This is a genomic window from Pseudomonas sp. Fl5BN2 (assembly GCF_009908205.1).
Taxonomy (GTDB): domain Bacteria; phylum Pseudomonadota; class Gammaproteobacteria; order Pseudomonadales; family Pseudomonadaceae; genus Aquipseudomonas.
Map to the genome: position 1 here is coordinate 82,145 of NZ_JAAARL010000005.1, position 20,406 is coordinate 102,550.

Here is a 20,406-nt window from a genome sequence, read left to right on the forward strand (position 1 = left end):
TCAGGACTTACGTGTAGCGATAGAGACGGAAGAGAAGCCATTGCCCTTGAGCAAATCCATCACCGATACCAGGCGCTTAACTTCAACACCCTGGTCGCTATTAATAATGATCACCAACTTTTCGCTGCTGTCGTTAAGCACTTTAAGTTGTGCCAACAGCGTACCTTCATCCAGGTCCTGGCCATCGAGTTGCAGGCGCTCTTGCAGACCCAGGGTAATCACCGCCTTGCTCTGCGGTTTCAGTTGTTGCGCGGTACTGGCGACCGGCAATTGCGTCTTGATCCCCACCGCCGGAATCACGTTGAGGCTGATGAGTACGAAAAACACCAAGAGGAACATCATCACATCGATCATCGGGATGATTTCGATATGGGCCTTTTTCTTTTTAGCTACATCCCAGCTGCGCATCACTTGTCCCCCTGCTTCAGCCATCCCTCCCTTGTGAGAGCTGAATCACAACCCTCGCCGATCCTGACCATGTGTTCAGGAATGCGCAGATCATCCGCGCTACGTGTAACGGTTTAGTGACAGAACGGGGTGATATCGATGAATGTTCGGGAGCTCTGGGATGGGGGTCTCAGCGCAGGACGATGAGCCTTCCGAGTACCTTGTGCTGCTCAAAGCCCAGCGCCGCCTGCAGGGAGTCGAGAACTGCCTGCGGGTCATGGCTGGAAAAGCTGCCACTGACCCGTCGGTCAGCCAACTGATTGTTGAGCATCAGGATACGTCCCGGAAAATAGCGTCGCAGGTCTTCGACCACCTCGGCCAAGGGCGCGTGATAGTAGTTCAGCCAGCCTTGACGCCAGGCCAGTTGCGCCTCGCTGTCGACGCCATGCAACGGTTCTGCCTCGCCCTGGCCGTACGCCACTTGCTGGCTGGCGCCGAGCACCTGCTGCGGCGCACCTTTTGCCGCGGTGACGGCAACCCGCCCGGACAGCACCGTGACCTGCGCACCCCCGGGTTGCAGGCGCACTTCGAACTGGGTGCCCAGGACCCGGGCCTCGCCCTGCCCGGCCTCGACCACGAAGGGTTGCCCGGTATGGCTCACGCTGAAGAAACCGGCCCCGCGCCGCAGTTGCACATGCCGTTCGCCATGGCTGAAATCCACAGCAATCGCACTGTCGGCATCCAGGGTCACAGCACTCTGGTCGGCGAGAACCACGGTACGTACCTGGCCCGGGGCCGAGACGTAATCGGCTCCCAGGTCATCGACCCAGCGCCCGAGTTGCCAACCGGCCCCCAAGGCCACCGCCAGCACCACACTGGCGGCCATGGCCAGGCCTGCCGACCAGCGCCGCCGAGCGCGCCCCTTGGCCGCATCCATGGCACGCAACAATCCTTGCAGGGCAAAAGCTTCCTCGGTCGCCAGAGTGCGCGCCGGTTGTTCGCTCAACTCCCACAGCACCTGGGCCTGGGCATAAGCCTCGATATGTGCCGGATCGGCCTGCAGCCAATGGCTGAAGGTAGCCTGGTCGCCGCTGCTGGGTTGATCGTGGAGCAGGCTCAGCCAGGCCAGGGCGGCCTGTTCCTGGGCGGGCGTCGGGATGACGCAGGAGCGGTGGTTCACGGTGCATTCCTTGGCGTGCGCGTGGTCGCGGGTTCCCGCAGGCTGGCCTTGCAGGCTTCGAGGGCGCGCATCATATGTTTTTCCACGGCACTTTGGGACAGCCCCATGGCCTTGGCAATTTCGGCGTACTTTCGCCCATGGATGCGGTTGAGCAGGAAGATCTGCCGGGTACGCTCCGGCAGGCTGCGCAAGGCGGCCTCCACATGTCGCAGGTCATTGCCGGCTTCCAGCGCGGCCTGGGGCTCGATGCTGCGGTTGTCCTGCTGCTCCGGCAACCAGCCTTCACTGACCCGCACCCGCGCGCCTTCACTGCGCAGATGATCGATGGCAATGTTGCCGGCACAGCGCAGCAGGTAGGTGCTGAGTTCCTCGACCTGCACCAGCGGCCGACGCCAGAACCGCAGGAACAGGTCCTGCACCAGGTCGGCGGCCGTCGCCCGGCAGCCGACCCGACGGCTGACCAGGGCCTCCATCTGCGAACGCTGGGACAGGAACACCTGGAGAAAATGCGCACGGCTGCCCCGTGGATCGGGGTGATCCAACTCAGTGGGTTCCGGTGGCAGGGTGCTCATCACCGGCCGCTCCCTCAGAAATGCGCCAAGGCGGCGACCGGACTGGCCAGCAAGCTGGCCCCCGCCATCGACAGCACCAGGCGGGGGCGATAAGGCAGCAGCAGTACCAGCAGCAAGGCGCTGCACATCAACACCGCACACCACTGCACCAGCCCCAGGCTCCAGCCGGTATCCAGCACCGCTGCCGCCAACGACAGGCCCAGCAGCAGCCAGCCTCCCAGGCGCAAGCCATGCCGGCGCCGAGCCGTGGGCTTGTAGCCGAACAGCTCGCCGTGGTGCCGGTCCAGGGACAGGCACAGGGCGGTGAATCCGGCATAACAGAGCAGCAACGCCAGGAGCATTCAGTTCACCTCGGTTTCAGGGGCCAGTGGACGTGTACGGGTGGCACGCGGCGCGGCACGGGCGGCAACATGCCCGGCGCGCTGCATCTTGCGCGCGGCCCAGGCCAGGAACAGGCCGCCAGCCAGGCACGCCAGGTCGAAGCCTGCCAACATCCAGTCACCCCGGACCATGAAGCCATCCATCCGGCTAGGGCTGGTCAGGGCATCGAGCAATGGAATGCTGGTGAACAACAGGGCAGCCAGGCTCAGTTGCTCGACCCAGGCGCGACGGCCGCGCCGCAGCGCCGCGTGCAGCAGGCTCACGCCCCAGAGAATGAAGAAGCAGTTGACCTCCCAATCGGCACGCTCGGCGAACGCCACCGGCAACAGCCGATTGGCCCAGAAGAACCCCGCCACCGCGATTACCAGCCCGGACATGCTGGCGATGTTCAGCACTTCCACCAGCCGCAACTCGAAGGGCATCACCGCACTCTTGGCGTGTTTCAACTGGCGCTTGCCGAGCCAGATCACCAGCCCGGTGCCGATCATCGCGGTGCTCGCCAGGCCACAGATAAAGTACAGCCAACGCAACACCGGGCCGGCGAAATTGCCCACGTGCAAGCCGTAGAAACTGCCGCTGATGGCCTGCGGCAGGGACTGCTCGGGGCTGGCTTGCAGCGGCTGGCCGGTCACGCCGCTGAACGAGCGCATGCTGCCGAAGTCCCGGGCGACCTGATCGGCGCGGTGGCGATAGACCAGAACTGAGGCATTGATATCTCCCGGATGATTGACCACCAGCCGTCCCACACGACCGCCCGGCCAATGCGCCAGGGCCTGCTTGAGCAGCGGGTCGAGGGCCACCAGCGGTGCCGGCTGCCCGGCTGCCGGCGCGCTGTTGATGGCGGGACGCAGGTCCTTGAAGAAGGCATCGGTGTCGCCCTTGTAGGACGCCAGGATGCTCGCCGGCATGACCATGGACATGAAGATCACCAGGCTGCTGTAGGTGATCATCAAGTGAAACGGCAGCACCAGCACGCCCACCGCGTTATGCCCATCAAGCCAGCTGCGCTGGCCCTTGCGCGGACGGAAGGTGAAGAAGTCCTTGAAGATTTTCTTGTGGGTAATAATGCCGCTGATCAGCGCCACGAACATCACCATGGCCGCCGTGGTCGACAACCACCGGCCCCATGGATAGGGCATCTGCAACTGGAAGTGGAAGCGGTAGAAGAACTCGCCGCCACGGGTGTCCCGTACATGCAGTTCGCCGCCGGTAGTCGGGTCCAGGAGTTTCTCGGTAAAGGTGCCGCGTTCACCGGGCTTGCTCGGCGCCTGCCAGCCCACCGACAGGCTTGGCTGGCGGCCATCGGGCAGATTGATGAACCAACGTTGCGCCCCCTGGGCGTGCTGCTCCAGGTAGCGCTGGGCGACTTCCAGGCTGGCATCGGCGTTCAAGGTTCGGGACGGCGCCTCCGGCTGCATCCAGTGGGTGATCTCATCCTTGAAGTAGGACAAGGTCCCGGTGAGAAAAATCGCGAACAACAGCCAACCGAACAGCAGCCCGCTCCAGGTGTGCAACCAGGCCATGGACTGACGAAACCCTTCTTTCATGGGAACGCCATCCAATACGCACCGCCGGCGATCAGCCCCAGCCCGAGGCTCGGCACCAACAAGCCGAGCCAGGCCTGCCAGGCCGTGCGACAGGCAAAGCACCAGAGCACCGCCACCAGGTAGAACAGGAACGAGCTGAGCATCCCGCTGACCACCGCATCGGCCTGGGGCAAGGGCAGCAACAAGGTCAGGCAGACACTGGACAGCGCCGCCAACAGATAACCACCCACAACCGCAGCGCAGACCCGCGAGGCAACCGCCAGACGATAGGAAGCGGGAGTTCCGCCGACCTTGCTTTTCATGTTTGGACCTTACAGCGAGGAGAAGCCCGGGACGTTGCATAAGCGGCCGGACGCAATAGGCGGACAATACTAATGATAAATATTCTCATACGCAAAAAGCACCGACGAGCTCCGTCTGTTTCCATCGGTCCGGGCTGATTGCCGAATGCCATATCAGAACATTACAATGCGAACAATTCTTGTTCTCTTATGCGTGCGATTGCCGCAGGAGCGTTCGGCTTGTCCCACTCCGCTACCGTCGAAGGCCTCTATCAGGCCCATCACAGCTGGCTGAACAGCTGGTTGCGGCGCCGGCTCGGCTGCCCCCACAGCGCCGCCGACCTGGCCCAGGACACCTTTATCCGCGTGCTCAGCGCCCGGGAAACACCGACCCTGGTCGAACCTCGGGCGTTTCTCACCACCATCGCCAAACGAGTGCTGTGCAACCACTACCGGCGTCAGGACCTGGAACGCGCCTATCAGGAAACCCTGGCGCAGATGCCGGAGCAGGTAGCCCCCTCCGAGGAGGAGCGAGCCATCATCCTGCAGACCCTGATGGAGCTGGATGTACTGCTCGATGGCTTGCCGCGCCCGGTCAAGCGCGCCTTTCTGCTGTGTCAGTTGGACGGCCTGACCTACGGCGAAATCGCCCAGGAGCTGAACATTTCCATCGCCACGGTCAAACGCCACCTGAATAAAGCCGCCATGCGCTGCTACTTCGCCCTGTGAGCCCCGCGATGAATCCACAATTCAATGGCCAGCCCGACTTCAGCAATCAGGTGGCCGAGCAGGCGGTGCACTGGCTGATCGAAATGCAGGGCGGCCCCTTGAACCCGCGCCAGCAACAGGCCTGGCAGCAATGGCACGATGCCCACAGCGAACATCAACGGGCCTGGGAGCATATCCAGCGGGTCAATCTGCGTTTGCGCGGTTTGTCCTCGCCCCTGGCCCATGCCGCCTTGAACGCACCTCAGTCCGGCAGCCGGCGCCAGGCGCTGAAGCTGCTGCTGATTCTCGGCGCCGGTTCGGCTGCGGCCTGGGGCCTGCGTGAACACAACCCACTGCCGCCGCTGCTAGCGGACTACCGCAGCGCCGTGGGCCAGCGACGCACGTTGCAACTGAGTGATGGCAGCCAACTGCAACTCAACACCCGCAGTGCCGTGGATGTGCATTTTGACCGCGAGCAACGGCTGATCCGCCTGCTGGAGGGCGAGATCATGCTCAGCAGCAGCAAGGACCCGCGGCCACTGCTGGTGCAGACCGCCCAGGGGCTGGTGCGCTCCGCAGGTGCCAGGTTGAACCTGCGGCAATTCCAGGATCGCACCCAGGTGGCGGTGTTCAGCGGTACTGCCAGCGTGCTGCCGGAGAATTACCCGGCGACACCGCCCGCGGTGCCCGCCGGGCAGCAACTGTATTTCAGCAGCAACAGCTGGCAAGCCCCCCGGGCGCTGGATGCGGGCAGCGGCGCCTGGAGCGAAGGCATGCTGGTGGCGGCGCACATGCGCCTGGCGGATTTTCTCGACGAGCTGGGGCGTTACCGCCGTGGCCAGTTGAACTGCGATGCGCGGGTGGCGGACCTGCTGATTTCCGGCAGCTATCCCTTGGAGGACAGCGAACGGATTCTCGATCTGTTGGAAATCAGCCTGCCTGTCAAAGTCCGGCGGTTTACCCGGTACTGGGTCACTGTCGAGGCGCGGGTGTAATTCTGACCCGCTGCTGCCCCTGAACCACGGCCACCACATGGGGCGTGCTCCAGGCCAGGAAAAAACTTTCATGACCGATGAGCCGTTTTGCCCGGCTCGGGTGACAGAGAAGGAAAGCCACCTTGATTCCCCCTTCTCAGGATCGCCGCTCATGACCCCGCAACCCACCCGCCTCACTCCCCTGGCCCGCAGCCTGCGCCACTTGCTGCTGGGAGCCAGCCTGAGCCTTGCCAACCTGCCATTGCTGCAGGCCGCCGAGGCCAAGAGCTATCACATCGCCCCGACATCACTGGAAAGCGCGCTGAACCAGTTCGGGCGTGAAGCCGGGGTGCTGATTTCCTTCGGTTCGCAGGTCGCCAGCGGTGTACAAAGCCACGGCCTGGAAGGTCACTACAGCCCTGAAGAAGGTTTGCAGACCCTGTTGCAAGGCACCGGCCTGCAAGCCCGGGCCGAGGGCAACAATGCCTTCAGCCTGCAACCGGCAAGCACCGAGAGCAGCCCGGCAGCGCTGCAACTGGGAGCGTCCACCGTGGTCGGCGACTGGCTCGGCGATGCCCAGCAAAGCAACGTCTTCGAGCACCCTGGTGCCCGGGATGTGATCCGCCGTGAAGAGTTCGAGCGCCAGGGCGCGACCCAGGCGCGGGATGTGCTCAACCGCATACCCGGGGTCAATGCACCGGAAAACAATGGCACCGGCAGCCACGACATGGCGCTGAACTTCGGCATCCGCGGGCTCAACCCGCGCCTGGCATCACGCTCCACAGTGCTGATGGATGGCATCCCGGTGCCGTTCGCCCCCTACGGCCAGCCGCAACTGTCGTTCGCCCCCATCAGCATGGGCAACATGGACGCGGTGGATGTGGTGCGTGGCGGCGGTGCTGTGCGCTACGGCCCGCAGAACGTCGGCGGCATCGTCAACTTCGTGACCCGGGCGATTCCCGACGCGCCGACGGTCAAGGGTGGTTTTCAGACCGAGACCAGCCCGTCCTCCAGCCGTGACGGTTTCAAGAGAACCGGCAACCTGCTGGCCGGCGGTACCGCCGACAATGGCCTGGGCGGTGCCCTGCTGTATTCCGGCACCCGCGGCGGCGACTGGCGCGAACACAGCGACACGCAGATCGACGACCTGATCCTCAAGGGCAAGTACCAACTCGATGAGGCCAACAGCTTCAACGCCATGGCCCAGTACTATGAAGGCCAGGCGGACATGCCCGGCGGCCTGAACGTGGCGAACTACAAGGCCGACCCGTATCAGTCGACCCGCCCCTACGACAAGTTCTGGGGTCGCCGGACGATGTTCAACGTCGGCTACCGCTATCAGGAAGATCGCCGGGAATTCACCGTCAACAGCTTCTTCACCAAGACCCTGCGCAGCGGCTACCTGGACCAGGGCAGCTTCCTTTCCCTGTCGCCTCGGGAATATTGGGTGCGCGGCCTGGAAACCCGCTTCGCCCAGGGCTTCGACCTGGGCGACAGCAGCCACGAAGTGGGCGTCGGTTATCGCTACATCAACGAAGCCGGCCATGAACTGCGCTATCGCACGCCACTCACGGCCAATCAGCAACTGCCGACCACCCGTAGTCGCAACGACCGTGATACCCGTGGCGGCACCGAAGCCCACGCGTTCTTTGTCGACGATCGGATCGACATCGGCAAGTGGACCCTGACCCCGGGCATCCGCTACGAGATGATCGAGTCGCAGCAGAGCAACAACCTCAGCCACGTCAAATACAAAGGCGACTACAACACCGCGCTGCCGGCACTGAACGTGATGTATCACCTCAACGACAGCTGGAACCTCTACGCCAACACCGAAGGCTCTTTCGGCAGCGTGCAGTACAGCCAGATGCCCAACCGCGTGGCCAGCGGCGAAGTCAAACCGGAAAAGGCTCGCACCTGGGAAGTGGGCACCCGTTATGACCATGGCGCTCTGCGGGCGGAGATCGGGGCGTTCCTGATCAACTTCGATAACCAGTACGACAGCAACCAGACCAACGACACGGTGATCGCCCGGGGCGAAACCCGTCACCAGGGCATCGAGAGCAGCATCAACTATGCCCTCGACGGCCTGGACCCGGCCCTGGCGGGTTTCGATGTCTACGCCACCTACGCCTACGTCGACGCCAGCATTCGCGAAGACGGGGCGAACAAGGGCAACCGCGTGCCCTTTTCTTCCAAGCACAAAGGCACCCTGGGCGTGAGCTACACCGAAGGCCCGTGGAAGCTCAACTTCGACAGCAGCTACCAGAGCAGCCAGTTCGCCGACAATGCCAACACCGCCACCGAAAGCGCCGACGGCAGCACCGGGCGCATCCCCGGCTACATGCTGTTCAGCAGCCGCGCCGGTTACGACTTCGGCCCGCAGCTGTCGGACCTGAATGTCGCGGTGGGGGTGAAGAACATCTTCAACCACCAGTACTTCACCCGTTCCTTCGACGACAACAACAAGGGCAAGTACGTGGGTGAACCCCGCACCCTCTACGTACAGACCTCTGTGGCATTCTGACCAGCGACCATGACCTGCGCCGGCTGGCCGGCGTTGGCTGCGCAAACGAAAACGGGCCTGCAATGCAGGCCCGTCGGTGGGGGGTAAAACTCAGCCGTCAACTATTGAGCGCGGCCTGTTGGTTTTCCAGGAATTCTTCTTCGAGCAAGGCATCAGCCTCGCTGCCATCGGTGCTGGGCACGGCCGCCGCACGTTTGCCGCGCAGTTTGCCGAACATGTGTTCCAAAGCACTTTCCAGCTTGACGGTGGCGCCGTCGATGGCCTGTTCCAGTGTGTCGGCCTTGTGGGTCACGGAAATGGGTTGGTGACCTTTCGGACGGGCTTCCAGCTGGCAGCGCATATCGTCCGGACCTGACTTTCCGCCGTTCTCGTCCCGCAGGTGGACCACTACCCGGGTGAGGTCTTCTTCGTAGCGTTCGAGCGTGCTTTCAACGGTGCTGCGCACCCACTCCTCCAACCGAAGGCTGCTTTGAATATGGTTATCGCTATGGACTTGGATTTGCATAGTTCTTCCCTTATTTCAGCTTGCTCGTAAGAGGGTCAAGGCAATGCACTTGAACCTGCATTTCGTGACCTCTTGATTACACAATTAGGCACCGCGACGAACATTTCAAGCCCTGAAAAAAGATAAATATTCATACGCAAATAAACCCGGACAAACTGCAATAGCGCTGTTAATGTCGGGAGTTAGCCCGGCTCAGGCTGCAGTCGCAACCGCTCACAATCGCCCCTCTCCCAGAGGGTGCAGGCCGCGAAAAATCGCCGCCTCCTCCACCAGCCAGTCATGCACCGCGCGCACGCCCGGGTGATTCAGGGCGCCTGGTGCATAGAGCAATACATAGCGCTTGTGATTGGGCACCGCGAGGCCAAAGGGCACGATCAAGGTGCCACGCTCCAACTCGTCGTTGAGCAGGGTCCGCCGGGCAATTGCCACCCCCATGCCAGCGATCGCCGCCTCGATGGTCAGGTGGTTGCGGTTGAAGGTGTGGCCGCGGCGCACATCCGCGCCTTCAAAGCCAATGGCATTCAGGTAGAACTCCCACTCGGCGTACTCGTAGCTGCCGCGCCAGGCGGTGATGTCATGCAGCAACGGAAAATGCAGCAGGTCGACCGGGCCGTGCAGCGGCGGCCGACCCCGCAGCAGGCTCGGTGCGCACACTGGGAAAATCTGCTCATCCAGCAGCGCAGTGGATTGCAGGCCGGGATAGCTGCCGTCGTTCAGGTCGATGGCCAGGTCGAAGTCGCCTTCGTGCAGGGCCACGCTGCTGTCCTCCGCCACCAGGCGCAGTTGGATTTCCGGGTAACGCTGCTGCAGGCGCGGCAGGCGTGGGGTCAGCCACTTGCCGAGGAACGAAGGAATCGAACGCAGGCGCAGCGTACCGCCGATCATTCCGGCGTCCAGGCGGCGCAATTCGGCATCGATACTGCCATAGGCCTCGCTCACGGTCAGGGCCAGGCGCTGGCCCTCGGCACTCAGTTCGACGCCTCGGGCCCGGCGGTGAAACAGGCGGAAACCCAGGCGTTCTTCCAACTGGCGGATCTGCTGGCTGACCGCCCCGGGGGTGATGTGCAGTTCCTCGGCGCAGCGGGTAAAGGACAGGTGCCGCGCGGCACAGGAAAACACATGCAGCCAGACATAGGTCTGGGCATGAAACTGACGGCTCATCGTTTAGTCCTGCTAAAGGATCTCTTAGGAAGTTTCGTTGGTCAGTGCTGACCCAGGCGGGCAGTATCGCCGACATTGCGCTTGGCCTACAAAAAATGGCAGCGATCTACCTTCCATTGCTTGTAAGGCTTTAGCATGGCTATCAGTGTTTTCGATCTCTTCAAAGTCGGTATCGGCCCCTCCAGTTCCCACACCGTGGGCCCGATGCGGGCGGCCGCGACGTTCGTCCAGGCGCTCTTCGAGCAAGGCCTGGAGCAACAGGTGCGGCGTGTGCAGATCCGTCTCTACGGCTCCCTGTCCGCCACCGGTATCGGTCACGCCACCGACCGCGCCAGCGTCATGGGCTTGATGGGTGAATGGCCGGACAGCATCGACCCTACCAGCATCGATCCGCGGATCCAGCAGTTGCGCGACAGTGGCGAGTTGCTGCTGGGTGGCCGTACTGCCATTGCCTTCGACTGGTACCAGGACTTGCTGTTACTGGACGAAAGCCTGCCCTACCACCCCAATGCCATGTCGCTGACGGCCTTTGACGAAAACACCCAGCTGTTCGAACAGACCTACTACTCGGTGGGCGGCGGTTTCATTATCGAGGCCGCCCAGGTCGAGGCCGGGACCGAGGCCGGCGCCAGTGTCGAATTGCCCTATGACTTCAACAGCGCCGCGCAACTGCTGGCGTTGTGCAAGCAGCACAAGCTGCGGGTCGGCGAACTGATGATGGCCAACGAACGAGCCTGGCGCAGTGACGCTGAGATCCGTAGCGGCCTGCTGCATATCTGGTCGGTGATGCGCGAATGCGTCGAGCAAGGCCTGCACCACGAAGGCACCCTGCCCGGAGGCCTGGGCGTGCCTCGGCGCGCAGCCAAACTGCACCGCAGCCTGCTGGAAATCGGCAAGCCCAACGTCATCACCTCGACGCTCTCTGCCATGGAGTGGGTCAACCTGTTCGCCCTGGCGGTGAACGAGGAAAACGCCGCCGGCGGACGCATGGTCACCGCCCCCACCAACGGCGCGGCGGGAATCATCCCGGCGGTGCTGCACTACTACATGAAATTCAATCCCCAGGCCTCTGACGACGATGTCGTGGCGTTCTTTCTCGGGGCCGCCGCGGTGGGCATCCTGTGCAAGAAAAACGCCTCCATCTCTGGCGCCGAAGTCGGTTGCCAGGGCGAAGTGGGCTCGGCTTGCGCCATGGCCGCCGCCGGCCTGGCGGAAGTTCTCGGGGCCACCCCCGAGCAACTGGAGAACGCCGCTGAAATCGGCCTGGAGCACAACCTCGGCCTGACCTGCGACCCCGTTGGCGGGCTGGTGCAGGTGCCCTGCATCGAGCGCAATGCGATTGCCGCGGTGAAGGCGATCAACGCCACCCAGATGGCCCTGCGCGGCAACGGCCAGCACTTCATTTCCCTGGACCGGGTGATCCGCACCATGCGCGACACCGGCGCCGACATGCACGACAAATACAAAGAGACTTCACGGGGCGGCCTGGCAGTGAGCTGGGTGGAATGCTGAGGAGCCTTCCCTGACCGTCCGAACCACGTGAGCCCGAGCAAGAATAATAACGAGGCGATACCGATGACCGATGTACCTACACCTGCTGTCGAAAACCCTGCTGTAGCGACACACCGCGACACCGCAACGGCCGAAAAAGGTTGGAGCAAGCACGACACCACCTGGATGCTCGGCCTGTATGGCACCGCCATCGGCGCCGGCACCCTGTTCCTGCCGATCAACGCCGGGGTCGGTGGTTTCTGGCCATTGATCGTGCTGGCGCTGCTGGCCTTCCCCATGACCTTCTTCGCGCACCGCGGCCTGACCCGCTTCGTGCTCTCGGGACGTTCCGGGAACATCACCGAGGTGGTGGAAGAACATTTCGGGGTCGGCGCCGGCAAGCTGATCACCCTGCTCTACTTCTTCGCCATCTTCCCGATCCTGCTGGTGTACAGCGTGGCCCTGACCAACACCCTGGGCAGCTTCATGGAGCACCAGTTGCACGTGACCCCGCCCCCTCGGGCGCTGCTGTCGCTGCTGCTGATCCTCGGCCTGATGGCCATCGTGCGCTGCGGCCAGGGCTTCATCGTCAAGGCCATGAGCCTGTTGGTCTATCCCTTCGTGGCCGCGTTGCTGTTGCTGGCCCTGAGCCTGATCCCCAACTGGAACGGCGCGTTCTTCGCCTCGGCCAGCGAGGGCATGTCCCTGTCGCTGTTCTTCAAGACCCTGTGGCTGGCGATTCCGGTGATGGTGTTTTCCTTCAACCACTCGCCGATCATCTCGGCCTTCGCGGTGGATCAGAAGCGTGAGTACGGCGCCCAGGCCGAGCGCAAGAGCAGCGGCATCCTGGCCATGGCCCACGGCATGATGGTGTTGACAGTGATGTTCTTCTGCTTCAGTTGCGTGCTGGCCTTGTCGCCGGCGGACCTGATGGCAGCCAAGGCACAGAACATCTCGATCCTGTCGTACCTGGCCAATCACTTCCAGACCCCGGTCATCGCCTATGCCGCACCGCTGATCGCCCTGGTGGCCATCACCAAGTCGTTCCTCGGCCACTACATCGGCGCCAGCGAAGGCTTCCAGGGGCTGATCGTGAAAAGCCTGCGCGGCCGCGGTCGCTCCCTGTCGGCCGGCCGCCTGGAGAAGATCACCGCTCTGTTCATGGTCCTCGCCTGTTGGGCAGTGGCCACGTTCAACCCGAGCATCCTGGGCATGATCGAAACCCTGGGCGGGCCGGTGATTGCCTGCCTGCTGTTCCTGATGCCGATGTACGCGATCCAGCGGGTGCCTTCACTGCGCCAGTATTCGGGCCAGCTGTCGAACCTGTTCGTGGTGCTGATCGGCCTGATCGCACTGTCAGCGATCATTTACTCGTTCCTGCCCTGAAACGGACCGGGATAAAAAAAGCGGACCTGATGGTCCGCTTTTTTGTGCCCGCAATCATTGCTCGGCGAGTTTCCCGGCATGTCCTTTGCTTTATCGCACTTGAGGAATATGGACGTTGGCAACCCTCGGCGAACGACCGGCCAGTGGTCTGGAATCGCGAACTAATTCCACGCCTTGCCAGTCAATGACTGCACGATCCAATCAAGTGGTGACGCACCATGGACAGCCCTTTTCAACTGATTACCGACACCTTCACCCCGGACTATCAGGTCAACCTGAGCATCCAGGGCCTGGACGGCAGCATCATGCTGACCCTGTCCCAAGCCGGCCGGGTAGTGGCCAAGCGCATGATCAGTGCGGCCCAGCGCAATGACCCGCAGCGGATCAAGCGCCTGGTGCAAAGCATTCAATTCGGCATCGCCATCGAGCAGGGACACAGCGCCGTGGCCATCCTCGAAGCCATGACCAACGGCGACAGCTTCAAGCTGCCGCCTCCCGCAGGCCAGGCACCCGCGCCCCTCGCCCTGAGGTGTTAAAGCTCGCCCTTTTCCACTTCCGGATGCTCGCCGGAGCCCGCACCGATCTTGCGCTGCGGGTGCTGGATCTTCACCGAAGGGAATTGCGACGAGGCGTAGCGCACCACCAGGATCGCGAAGGCCAGCAGCAGGATCCCGCCACACAGGTAGATGATCCCGATATCCGGCGGGTTGTGGTGGGAGACGTTGGAGATCAGCAACCGGGTCAGCGCAGTGATCGCCACGTAGATCAGAAAGCGCACCGGCATGTGGTTGGTCTTGAAGTAGATGCCGACCATCGCCCCCAATTCCAGGTAGATGAACAGCAGCAGGATGTCGTCGATCTTGATGTGGCCCGCCTCGATCATCTGTAAAAATTCCATCACCGCAGCCCAAGCGGTTACCGCGCCAATGGCGAACAGTGCCAGGTAATGGAATGTCTCGACGAACAGGTTACCCAGGGACTCGGCCAATTGATGGACGTTCTGTCGCAGGTTCTCGGCCCAATTGATTTTCACGGTGGTTCTTCCTTAGGTCGTTTCGACCGGATGATGCGGATCGGACGTGACGGTTGTTCTGCATGCAGAAAAAAGGCCAGGAGCCCGTTGGTGAGAGGCTGGCTGGATGCGATGAGGCACGTTGGCATGATGTGACCTCGGCCACATAGAAAAAATTTCCGTCTACATTAAAAAGCCACTATCCAAGGGAAAGGGTTTCGCCTATTCTCTCGACCTGTATATAGATACAGTATTTATACAGACCCATTATCGTGAAGGCATGTGAGGTGGTGAATGGCCGTCGAAGTGGTATACCGCAGCAGCCGAGATCTGGAGCGCTTGTTCATGGATAAAGCCGAAGCTGATCGTCATGACAAAATGCTCGAACTGGCTGAGTTGCTCGCCGAAGTGTTGCAAAAAGCCGTGCCGTCGCTGAGCGAGCAGCAGGTGGAAGAAGCCGGGATCTACATGGCGAAAAACCGCGATGTGTTCGCCAAGGCATTCAAAAGCCAGCCGGATGCGTTGTCCGAGTTGCTCAGTGCCCCCGCTCCCGCAGTGGAGGCTGTTGAAGCGCAGCAACCCGCCGAAGTCGAGGCGCCGGCCAAACCGGCAAAAGCGGCCAAGGCTGCGAAATAGGCTTCACGCAAATTGAATAAGCCCTGTGCCCACGGCACAGGGCTTTTTTCATGCCGGCGAATGCAAGGGTGCCACTGCTGCAGTGGCTGGCTAAATTGCCGTTATCCCTGGCGGATCAGGCAATTCGATAGCGTTGCGACGCAGCAGGGAAGTGATCTTGCGCACAAAGGTCAGGGGCAAATCTGTTGAGTCGCCATACAGCTCAACAATTCCCACCTCAACCGCGCTATCAACGATGCAGGCGAATGCCTCGACCTCTTCAGGCGCGATCAAAGCGGCAAGCTCCTGGGGCCAATCATCTCCGCGACCATTCAATGCCAGCAGCGCCCCGGCTCTCTCCCACGCCAGTAAACTGCCCTTTTCCGGGTAGCCCTCCAGGTGCTTTAGCAAGTCATCAACAGACGGGTGGCCAATGCCTTTTCGTTCGCAGTAAGCCGCCAGGCATGCCGCTGCGTACAACTGCAGTTGCCTGAGGGAACACCCGGCCAATGGCTGGTCAGTATCTGGCACGGTCATTGCGCGAGGTCCCACACCCTGGCGCCTTCGGAGCAATAGCCTGAGGCGATATCCATGGCTTCCAGAACTCGGTCTTCGAGCACTTGCGATGCGCCAAGCCTGAGCGATGCCAGGTAGTTGTATACGGCCTCTGCGGCAAAGCCCTTGTCCCGGTACGACACAAGAACATCGCGAACCGACTCAATGTCCGCCCCCGCCCGCAACAGGCAGGACAACGGCTCATCCAACCCACTCTCCAGCGCTTCAAGCATCGTTCAATACAGTCCTTGTCAGTGGGTGCTCTGGAGCCGGATGTTACAGAGAGCGGCGCGAAGGGTTAAGGCATGAATGCCTAGCGGTACAGCACCCGCTCCGCCAGTTCGTCGGCCACTCGCGCCGGGGAGCGTTTTTCTGCCTGGGCATGGGCGAAGATTTCCGTCAGGCGCAGGCTGATCTTCGACAGGTGGGCAGTGATGACCGAGAGTTCTTCATTGCGATGCTTGAGGGACACGTAGATCAAGCCCCCCGAGTTGATCACGTAATCCGGGGCGTAGAGAATCCCGCGCCGCTCCAGTTGATCGGCAACCTGCAGGTTGGTCAGTTGATTGTTCGCCGAACCGGCCACCGCTGCACAGCGCAGTTGCGCCACGCTGAGGCTGTTGAGCACCGCCCCCAGGCCGCAGGGCGCGAGAATGTCGCAAGGGGTGCTGAGCAGTGAGTCATTGGCAATCGGGTGCGCACCCAGTTGCTCCATGGCCAGTTGCACCTTGCCGGAATCGATATCGCTGACCAGCAATTCTGCCCCGGCGGCATGCAGTTGTTCGGCCAGGGCATAACCGACGTTGCCCAAGCCCTGGATGGCCACCCGCAAGCCTTCCAGATTGTCGCTGCCCAGGCGTGCCATGGCGGTGCTGCGAATGCCGGCGAAAACCCCCATGGCCGCATGAGGAGCCGGGTCCCCGGCAGCGGTGGTACTGGTGACGTAGCGGGTCTGCTGGGCGATGCAATCCATGTCGGCCACCGAGGTGCCGCTGTCGATCGCAGTGATGTAACGCCCATCCAATTGCTCGATGCAACGACCAAAGGCCTCGAACAGCGCAGCGCGGCTTTCCACATGGGCGGGACGGATGATTACCGCGGTACCGCCGCCTTGAGACAGGCCGGCCAGGGCAGCCTTGTAGCTCATGCCCTGGGCCAGGCGCGCGGCATCCTCCACGGCACTGGTATCGTCGGGATAGGCGAGATAACGGCAACCACCCAGGGCAGGCCCCAGGCGGTTGTTGTGGATGGCAATGACTGCCTTCAACCCGGTGCTCGGGTCGACGCTGAGGTGCAGCGATTCAAGGCGAGTACTGTGCATGAGAGCGAACATCGACGGGCTCCCGAATCACTTCTTGTAGTCGCCAGTATAGGCTTGCGCCTGAAATTTGCTGCGCCGAGCAGGAATAAGCAGGAGGGATTGGCAGGCTTTGGGAAATAACCTGCCACCACATATTTCAACACTGGACGAACCTACTCGACGAGGCTAAAACGAGGCATCCGTCGGAGATTGAGATGAACCCGCGCCAAGCTTTTTTCGCCTGCCTGCACCGCTCACCACCTGCCCTGCTGGAAGCGGCCCTGTGGATTGCTGCCGAGCATGAGTCGGCGGTGGTGCCCGAGCGGTTGCTGGAGGGGTTCAAGCAGGTCCAGCAGCAGATCAGCGCCGGCCTGCCGCTGTTGCCCGCCAGCGAGCAGGGCCAACCCCTGCTGCGTCTGCTGAACGACCAGGGCTTCCAGCAAGACGAGCACCTGCCGCTGCGCCCGCAGGCAGCCCTGATGGACAAGGTCCTGGAACGTCGGCGCGGCCAGCCCCTGGCCTTGGCGCTGATTGCCCTGGAGCTGGCGCAAAGGCTGCAGATTCCCCTGGTGGGGGTGAATTTTCCCGGGCACTTCCTGCTGCGGGTGCCCGGTGCCGACCACCTGCTGGACCCTTGCGGCGGACGCCGGCTGTACCCCAACGACTGCCGGGAACTGCTGCAACGCCAGTACGGTGCCCATATCAAGCTCAACGCCGAACACCTGGCCAGTGCCGAGCCCCTGCAGATGTTCCAGCGCCTGTCGCGCAACCTGCGCCAATTGCACCTGTCCTACGACGACAACCTCGGCGCCCTGATCAATGCCGAACGGGTCCTGGAACTGGGCAATGGCAATGCCGCCGACTACCTGGCTCGGGCCAGCCTCTACCAGCGCCTGGAATGCCCGAATGCCGAACGCTTCGACCTGGAGCACGCACTGCTGCTCAGCGACGATCCTATCCAACGTCTACGACTGACCGAGCGCCTGGGGCATCTGCCACCCAACAGCATCGTTCACTGAACCGTGACCTCGATTCTGGTCTCGGCGCCCTCCCATGCCACAATGCCCCGCACCCCTTTGACTTCAAGGATGAAAACGCATGAACAGCGCCGAACGATTTCTCCAGGACTTCCACCAGCGGCGCCCAGGCACCACGCCTCCAGCCTTCGCCGGGCTGAGCCTGCCGGGACGCGGTAGCTCCTACGACATGCTGGTGGCGACACTCACCACCGATCAGTCTCACGCACAGATACTGGACCTGGGCTGTGGCGATGGTTTCCTCCTGGATCTGCTGGCCAGGAAATACCCCGAGGCGAAATTGACCGGCGTCGACATGAGCACCACCGAGCTGGCAGCGGCACGCGCCCGCCTCGCGGACCGCGGGCTGCTACTCCATGAGCGAGCCCAATCCCTGTCCCTGGCCACGGGCAGTGTGGGTGCCGTGGTATCGCACCTGGCACTGATGCTCATGAGCGACATCGATCAGGTGTTGGGGGAGGTGCATCGGGTCCTGGCCACGGGCGGACAACTCTCGGCGATCGTCGGTCGATCCTTTCTGCTGGGCGAGTTGGGGCAGCAATACCTGCAGGTCTTTCGCGCCGCCGCCAGACGCGACCAGCTCCCTCCTCTGCCTCTGGTCGATCCACGCACTCAATCACAGAGTGGGTGGCGAGACCTGCTGAGCACGAATTTCACCGCACTGCAGTTCGAGGAGCTGGACCTGGCGTGGACGCCAACCTTCGAGGAACTCTGGGATTCGCTGGGGGAAACCTACGACCTGGATCGCCTGACACCCGCCAATCGGGCGCTGATGAAAAATGAACTGCACAGTGCCACGCAGCCCTTGCTGCAGGCCGATGGCACCCTGCTCACCGGCTGGGGACTGTTGCTGATCCAGGCCAAGGCCGCATGACAGACCCTTCCGGGCTCTGGCAGGATGGGCGGCTTACTCCAGGGAACGGGCACAACATGCTGATCAGAAAAGCTCATGGCGACGATGCACAACGGGTCTTCGACATTCGCAACCAGGCCATCAACCACCAGTGCTGCGGCCACTATCCAGCCGCAGACCTGCAGCTCTGGACCGCCGGCAGCCTTGGTGAATACTTCATCGAGATACTGGAGAAGACCGGGCACGTAGCAATCATCGACGATCAGGTGACCGCCAGCGGCATGCTCGACCTGGAGTCCGGCCAGGTCGACGCGGTGTTTGTCGACCCGGCGTACATGGGCCGCGGGATCGGCCGGCAAATGATGCATCACCTCGAAGCACTGGCCCTGGAGGCCGGCCTGTCGCACCTGATCCTGGACTCGACGCTGAACGCCGCCGACTTTTATCGCAGTTGCGGCTTCGTTGGCGAGCGGGTTGCCCAGTACCAGTCGCCCCGGGGCCTGACCCTGGCCTGCGTGCCGATGCTCAAGCACCTGGCACGCTGAGCCAGCCCCCCTTCAGGACTTGAGCGGCGCCTGCAGTTCCGGGGCCGCTCCCGCGTCCCCCGAAGGCGCCTCGGCCGGCGCACGCACCTGGATGATCAACAAGGCCGCCAGCAACGCCGGAATCGCGCAGAAAAAGAAAATCTGCTGCACCGGAATATGCATCGCCAACAGCATGCCGCCGAACAATGGCCCGAGGATCGAACCGAAACGCCCTACCCCCAGCGCCCAGCCGGTGCCGGTGGCGCGCACATGGGCCGGGTAGAAGTTGCTGGCGAAGGCGTTGAGGGTCAGTTGCCCGCCGATGATGCAAAAACCTGCGGCGAACACGAACAGCACCAGGTAGCGCGGGTTGTCGTGGTTCAGACCCAGCAGCACGGTGCACAGCGCCGCCGCCGTCAGCACAGCGGCCAACAGGCGTACCTTGCGTTTCAGGCGATCGGCGAACCAGGCCATGCAGATGGCGCCGAGGGTCCCGGCGAACAGGAACATCGAAGTCACCAGGTTGGCCTGCTTCAAGGCCAGGCCGCTTTCCAGCAGCAGTGTCGGCAACCAGCTGATCATGAAATACAGCAGGATCAGGCTGACGAAAAAGGTCGACCAGATCAGCAGCGTCGGCCGTGCATAGCCCTGGCGGAACAACTCCACGACCGTGAGGTTGCTGGCTGGCGGCTGTTGCTCAGGGCTGCTGGAGAGCGGCGGTGGCTGCCAGTCCGGGAGCATCTGGGCACTGACCTTGCGCAGGCGGGCATACGGCGGCGCGTCCCGCAGCAGGCGCGGCAGGGACTCGGGCAAGCGCCAGACCAGGAACGGAAACAGCAGCAACGGCGTCACCCCACCCGCCAGGAACACCGCTTCCCAACCAAAGCGGTCGATGAAACCGGCGGCGACAAAACCACCCGCGGCGCCGCCAAAGGAGAAACCGCAAGCGGCCAGGGTGACCATCAGGGTGCGCAGGCGTGGCGGCGAATACTCGGACATCAGGGCCATGGCGCTGGGCATCGCCCCGCCCATGCCAATGCCGCAGATAAAGCGCGCGGCCATCAGGCTGTCGAGGGAATTGGCGAACACCATCAGCACCGTCAGGCTGGCATAGATCAACACGCAACAGAGCAGGATTCGCCGCACTCCGAAACGGTCCGCCAGAGGCGTCACCGCCAGCGAGCCCAGGGTCAGCCCCAGCAGGTTGGCGCTGAACACCGGGCCGAAGGCGGACTTTTCCAGGCCCCAGTCCTGGGCCAGGGCCGGCACCACGTACCCCAGGACCTGGGCGTCGTAGCCGTCGGTGACCAGCAGCAAGGCGAGAAGCAACAAGAGCAACCACTGGTAGCGGGACACCGGGCGGGCGTCGAGCGCAGCGCGAAAGCTGGCAATCTGATTTTGCATCGCAAG

22 protein-coding genes and 1 pseudogene are annotated in these 20,406 nt (G+C 62.6%); 10 read left to right on the forward strand and 13 right to left on the reverse strand.

The window, feature by feature from the left end:
- The 6 genes from GV819_RS08430 to GV819_RS08455 form a co-directional block, all read right to left on the reverse strand.
- Positions 1–408: an ExbD/TolR family protein gene (locus GV819_RS08430; protein ID WP_161755443.1), complete on the reverse strand. Its 408-nt coding sequence runs from the start codon at positions 406–408 to the stop codon at positions 1–3.
- 169 nt (positions 409–577) lie between these two features.
- Positions 578–1,567: a FecR family protein gene (locus GV819_RS08435; protein WP_161755445.1), complete on the reverse strand. Its 990-nt coding sequence runs from the start codon at positions 1,565–1,567 to the stop codon at positions 578–580.
- A complete protein-coding gene (locus GV819_RS08440) occupies positions 1,564–2,139 on the reverse strand; it encodes an RNA polymerase sigma factor (protein WP_161755447.1) in 576 nt (191 codons plus the stop codon). The genes GV819_RS08435 and GV819_RS08440 overlap by 4 nt, the downstream gene beginning before the upstream one ends.
- 14 nt (positions 2,140–2,153) lie before the next feature.
- Entirely contained in the window at positions 2,154–2,480 is a 327-nt protein-coding gene (locus tag GV819_RS08445) for a DUF3325 domain-containing protein (protein ID WP_161755449.1), read from the reverse strand.
- A complete protein-coding gene (locus tag GV819_RS08450) occupies positions 2,481–4,067 on the reverse strand; it encodes a PepSY-associated TM helix domain-containing protein (protein ID WP_161755452.1) in 1,587 nt (528 codons plus the stop codon).
- Positions 4,064–4,369 carry a DUF3649 domain-containing protein gene (locus GV819_RS08455; RefSeq protein ID WP_161755454.1) on the reverse strand — a complete coding sequence of 102 codons (306 nt, stop codon included), beginning with the start codon at positions 4,367–4,369 and terminating at the stop codon, positions 4,064–4,066. The genes GV819_RS08450 and GV819_RS08455 overlap by 4 nt, the downstream gene beginning before the upstream one ends.
- A 189-nt stretch (positions 4,370–4,558) precedes the next feature.
- On the opposite strand from GV819_RS08455, the gene GV819_RS08460 reads away from it, so the two are divergent.
- The 3 genes from GV819_RS08460 (at position 4,559) to fecA (ending at position 8,557) form a co-directional block, all read left to right on the forward strand.
- A complete protein-coding gene (locus GV819_RS08460) occupies positions 4,559–5,077 on the forward strand; it encodes a sigma-70 family RNA polymerase sigma factor (protein ID WP_178125109.1) in 519 nt (172 codons plus the stop codon).
- Between the two features lie 8 nt (positions 5,078–5,085).
- Positions 5,086–6,051: a FecR domain-containing protein gene (locus GV819_RS08465; protein ID WP_161755458.1), complete on the forward strand. Its 966-nt coding sequence runs from the start codon at positions 5,086–5,088 to the stop codon at positions 6,049–6,051.
- Positions 6,052–6,202: 151 nt separating this feature from the next.
- Positions 6,203–8,557, forward strand: coding sequence for a TonB-dependent Fe(3+) dicitrate receptor FecA (gene fecA, locus GV819_RS08470; protein ID WP_161755460.1), 2,355 nt, complete (start codon positions 6,203–6,205; stop codon positions 8,555–8,557).
- A gap of 97 nt (positions 8,558–8,654) precedes the next feature.
- Here fecA and GV819_RS08475 read toward each other — a convergent pair whose 3' ends face one another.
- Both GV819_RS08475 and GV819_RS08480 read right to left on the reverse strand, forming a co-directional pair.
- Entirely contained in the window at positions 8,655–9,062 is a 408-nt protein-coding gene (locus GV819_RS08475) for an HPF/RaiA family ribosome-associated protein (RefSeq protein WP_161755462.1), read from the reverse strand.
- A gap of 213 nt (positions 9,063–9,275) precedes the next feature.
- The gene (locus tag GV819_RS08480; RefSeq protein ID WP_161755464.1) at positions 9,276–10,223 is read right to left on the reverse strand and encodes a LysR substrate-binding domain-containing protein; all 948 of its coding nucleotides are present in this window, start codon (positions 10,221–10,223) and stop codon (positions 9,276–9,278) included.
- Between the two features lie 135 nt (positions 10,224–10,358).
- Here GV819_RS08480 and GV819_RS08485 point away from each other — a divergent pair, with 135 nt between their 5' ends.
- From GV819_RS08485 to GV819_RS08495, 3 genes are all read left to right on the forward strand, one after another.
- Positions 10,359–11,735, forward strand: coding sequence for an L-serine ammonia-lyase (locus tag GV819_RS08485; protein WP_161755466.1), 1,377 nt, complete (start codon positions 10,359–10,361; stop codon positions 11,733–11,735).
- Positions 11,736–11,798: 63 nt separating this feature from the next.
- A complete protein-coding gene (locus GV819_RS08490) occupies positions 11,799–13,100 on the forward strand; it encodes a serine/threonine transporter (RefSeq protein WP_161755468.1) in 1,302 nt (433 codons plus the stop codon).
- Positions 13,101–13,318: 218 nt separating this feature from the next.
- Positions 13,319–13,636, forward strand: coding sequence for a DUF3509 domain-containing protein (locus tag GV819_RS08495; protein ID WP_161755470.1), 318 nt, complete (start codon positions 13,319–13,321; stop codon positions 13,634–13,636).
- Here GV819_RS08495 and GV819_RS08500 read toward each other — a convergent pair.
- Entirely contained in the window at positions 13,633–14,133 is a 501-nt protein-coding gene (locus tag GV819_RS08500) for a phosphate-starvation-inducible protein PsiE (protein WP_161755472.1), read from the reverse strand. The genes GV819_RS08495 and GV819_RS08500 overlap by 4 nt on opposite strands.
- 273 nt (positions 14,134–14,406) lie before the next feature.
- Between GV819_RS08500 and GV819_RS08505 the strand changes: the two are divergent.
- Positions 14,407–14,661: pseudogene (locus tag GV819_RS08505) on the forward strand (YebG family protein); the annotation flags it as partial.
- Between the two features lie 177 nt (positions 14,662–14,838).
- Here the strand turns inward: GV819_RS08505 and GV819_RS08510 are convergent.
- The 3 genes from GV819_RS08510 to GV819_RS08520 form a co-directional block, all read right to left on the reverse strand.
- A complete protein-coding gene (locus GV819_RS08510) occupies positions 14,839–15,264 on the reverse strand; it encodes a hypothetical protein (RefSeq protein WP_161755476.1) in 426 nt (141 codons plus the stop codon).
- Positions 15,261–15,515 carry a hypothetical protein gene (locus GV819_RS08515; RefSeq protein WP_161755478.1) on the reverse strand — a complete coding sequence of 85 codons (255 nt, stop codon included), beginning with the start codon at positions 15,513–15,515 and terminating at the stop codon, positions 15,261–15,263. Before GV819_RS08515 ends, GV819_RS08510 begins: the two co-directional genes overlap by 4 nt.
- Before the next feature lie 80 nt (positions 15,516–15,595).
- Positions 15,596–16,615 (reverse strand): Leu/Phe/Val dehydrogenase, encoded by a 1,020-nt coding sequence (locus GV819_RS08520; protein ID WP_161755480.1) that lies wholly within the window; start codon positions 16,613–16,615, stop codon positions 15,596–15,598.
- A gap of 182 nt (positions 16,616–16,797) precedes the next feature.
- On the opposite strand from GV819_RS08520, the gene GV819_RS08525 reads away from it, so the two are divergent.
- From GV819_RS08525 to GV819_RS08535, 3 genes are all read left to right on the forward strand, one after another.
- Positions 16,798–17,601, forward strand: coding sequence for a SirB1 family protein (locus GV819_RS08525; protein ID WP_161755482.1), 804 nt, complete (start codon positions 16,798–16,800; stop codon positions 17,599–17,601).
- Between the two features lie 79 nt (positions 17,602–17,680).
- The gene (locus GV819_RS08530) at positions 17,681–18,493 is read left to right on the forward strand and encodes a class I SAM-dependent methyltransferase (protein WP_161755484.1); all 813 of its coding nucleotides are present in this window, start codon (positions 17,681–17,683) and stop codon (positions 18,491–18,493) included.
- A gap of 56 nt (positions 18,494–18,549) precedes the next feature.
- Complete coding sequence (locus GV819_RS08535; protein ID WP_161755487.1) at positions 18,550–19,017, forward strand: GNAT family N-acetyltransferase; 468 nt, start codon at positions 18,550–18,552, stop codon at positions 19,015–19,017.
- A 12-nt stretch (positions 19,018–19,029) separates the two neighbouring features.
- On the opposite strand, the gene GV819_RS08540 is transcribed toward GV819_RS08535, so the two are convergent.
- Positions 19,030–20,400 (reverse strand): MFS transporter, encoded by a 1,371-nt coding sequence (locus GV819_RS08540; protein WP_161755489.1) that lies wholly within the window; start codon positions 20,398–20,400, stop codon positions 19,030–19,032.
- Between the last annotated feature and the right edge of the window lie 6 nt (positions 20,401–20,406).

What these genes read in the sequence shown, in the direction of transcription:
- GV819_RS08490 (WP_161755468.1), top strand. Translation starts at nt 11,799, where the DNA reads ATGACCGATGTACCTACACCTGCTGTCGAAAACCCTGCTGTAGCGACA.
- fecA (WP_161755460.1), top strand. Translation starts at nt 6,203, where the DNA reads ATGACCCCGCAACCCACCCGCCTCACTCCCCTGGCCCGCAGCCTGCGC.
- GV819_RS08460 (WP_178125109.1), top strand. Translation starts at nt 4,559, where the DNA reads ATGCGTGCGATTGCCGCAGGAGCGTTCGGCTTGTCCCACTCCGCTACC.
- GV819_RS08465 (WP_161755458.1), top strand. Translation starts at nt 5,086, where the DNA reads ATGAATCCACAATTCAATGGCCAGCCCGACTTCAGCAATCAGGTGGCC.
- GV819_RS08430 (WP_161755443.1), bottom strand. Translation starts at nt 408, where the DNA reads ATGCGCAGCTGGGATGTAGCTAAAAAGAAAAAGGCCCATATCGAAATC.
- GV819_RS08515 (WP_161755478.1), bottom strand. Translation starts at nt 15,515, where the DNA reads ATGCTTGAAGCGCTGGAGAGTGGGTTGGATGAGCCGTTGTCCTGCCTG.
- GV819_RS08485 (WP_161755466.1), top strand. Translation starts at nt 10,359, where the DNA reads ATGGCTATCAGTGTTTTCGATCTCTTCAAAGTCGGTATCGGCCCCTCC.
- GV819_RS08480 (WP_161755464.1), bottom strand. Translation starts at nt 10,223, where the DNA reads ATGAGCCGTCAGTTTCATGCCCAGACCTATGTCTGGCTGCATGTGTTT.
- GV819_RS08445 (WP_161755449.1), bottom strand. Translation starts at nt 2,480, where the DNA reads ATGCTCCTGGCGTTGCTGCTCTGTTATGCCGGATTCACCGCCCTGTGC.
- GV819_RS08440 (WP_161755447.1), bottom strand. Translation starts at nt 2,139, where the DNA reads ATGAGCACCCTGCCACCGGAACCCACTGAGTTGGATCACCCCGATCCA.
- GV819_RS08495 (WP_161755470.1), top strand. Translation starts at nt 13,319, where the DNA reads ATGGACAGCCCTTTTCAACTGATTACCGACACCTTCACCCCGGACTAT.
- GV819_RS08535 (WP_161755487.1), top strand. Translation starts at nt 18,550, where the DNA reads ATGCTGATCAGAAAAGCTCATGGCGACGATGCACAACGGGTCTTCGAC.
- GV819_RS08510 (WP_161755476.1), bottom strand. Translation starts at nt 15,264, where the DNA reads ATGACCGTGCCAGATACTGACCAGCCATTGGCCGGGTGTTCCCTCAGG.
- GV819_RS08530 (WP_161755484.1), top strand. Translation starts at nt 17,681, where the DNA reads ATGAACAGCGCCGAACGATTTCTCCAGGACTTCCACCAGCGGCGCCCA.
- GV819_RS08525 (WP_161755482.1), top strand. Translation starts at nt 16,798, where the DNA reads ATGAACCCGCGCCAAGCTTTTTTCGCCTGCCTGCACCGCTCACCACCT.
- GV819_RS08450 (WP_161755452.1), bottom strand. Translation starts at nt 4,067, where the DNA reads ATGAAAGAAGGGTTTCGTCAGTCCATGGCCTGGTTGCACACCTGGAGC.
- GV819_RS08520 (WP_161755480.1), bottom strand. Translation starts at nt 16,615, where the DNA reads ATGTTCGCTCTCATGCACAGTACTCGCCTTGAATCGCTGCACCTCAGC.
- GV819_RS08540 (WP_161755489.1), bottom strand. Translation starts at nt 20,400, where the DNA reads ATGCAAAATCAGATTGCCAGCTTTCGCGCTGCGCTCGACGCCCGCCCG.
- GV819_RS08475 (WP_161755462.1), bottom strand. Translation starts at nt 9,062, where the DNA reads ATGCAAATCCAAGTCCATAGCGATAACCATATTCAAAGCAGCCTTCGG.
- GV819_RS08455 (WP_161755454.1), bottom strand. Translation starts at nt 4,369, where the DNA reads ATGAAAAGCAAGGTCGGCGGAACTCCCGCTTCCTATCGTCTGGCGGTT.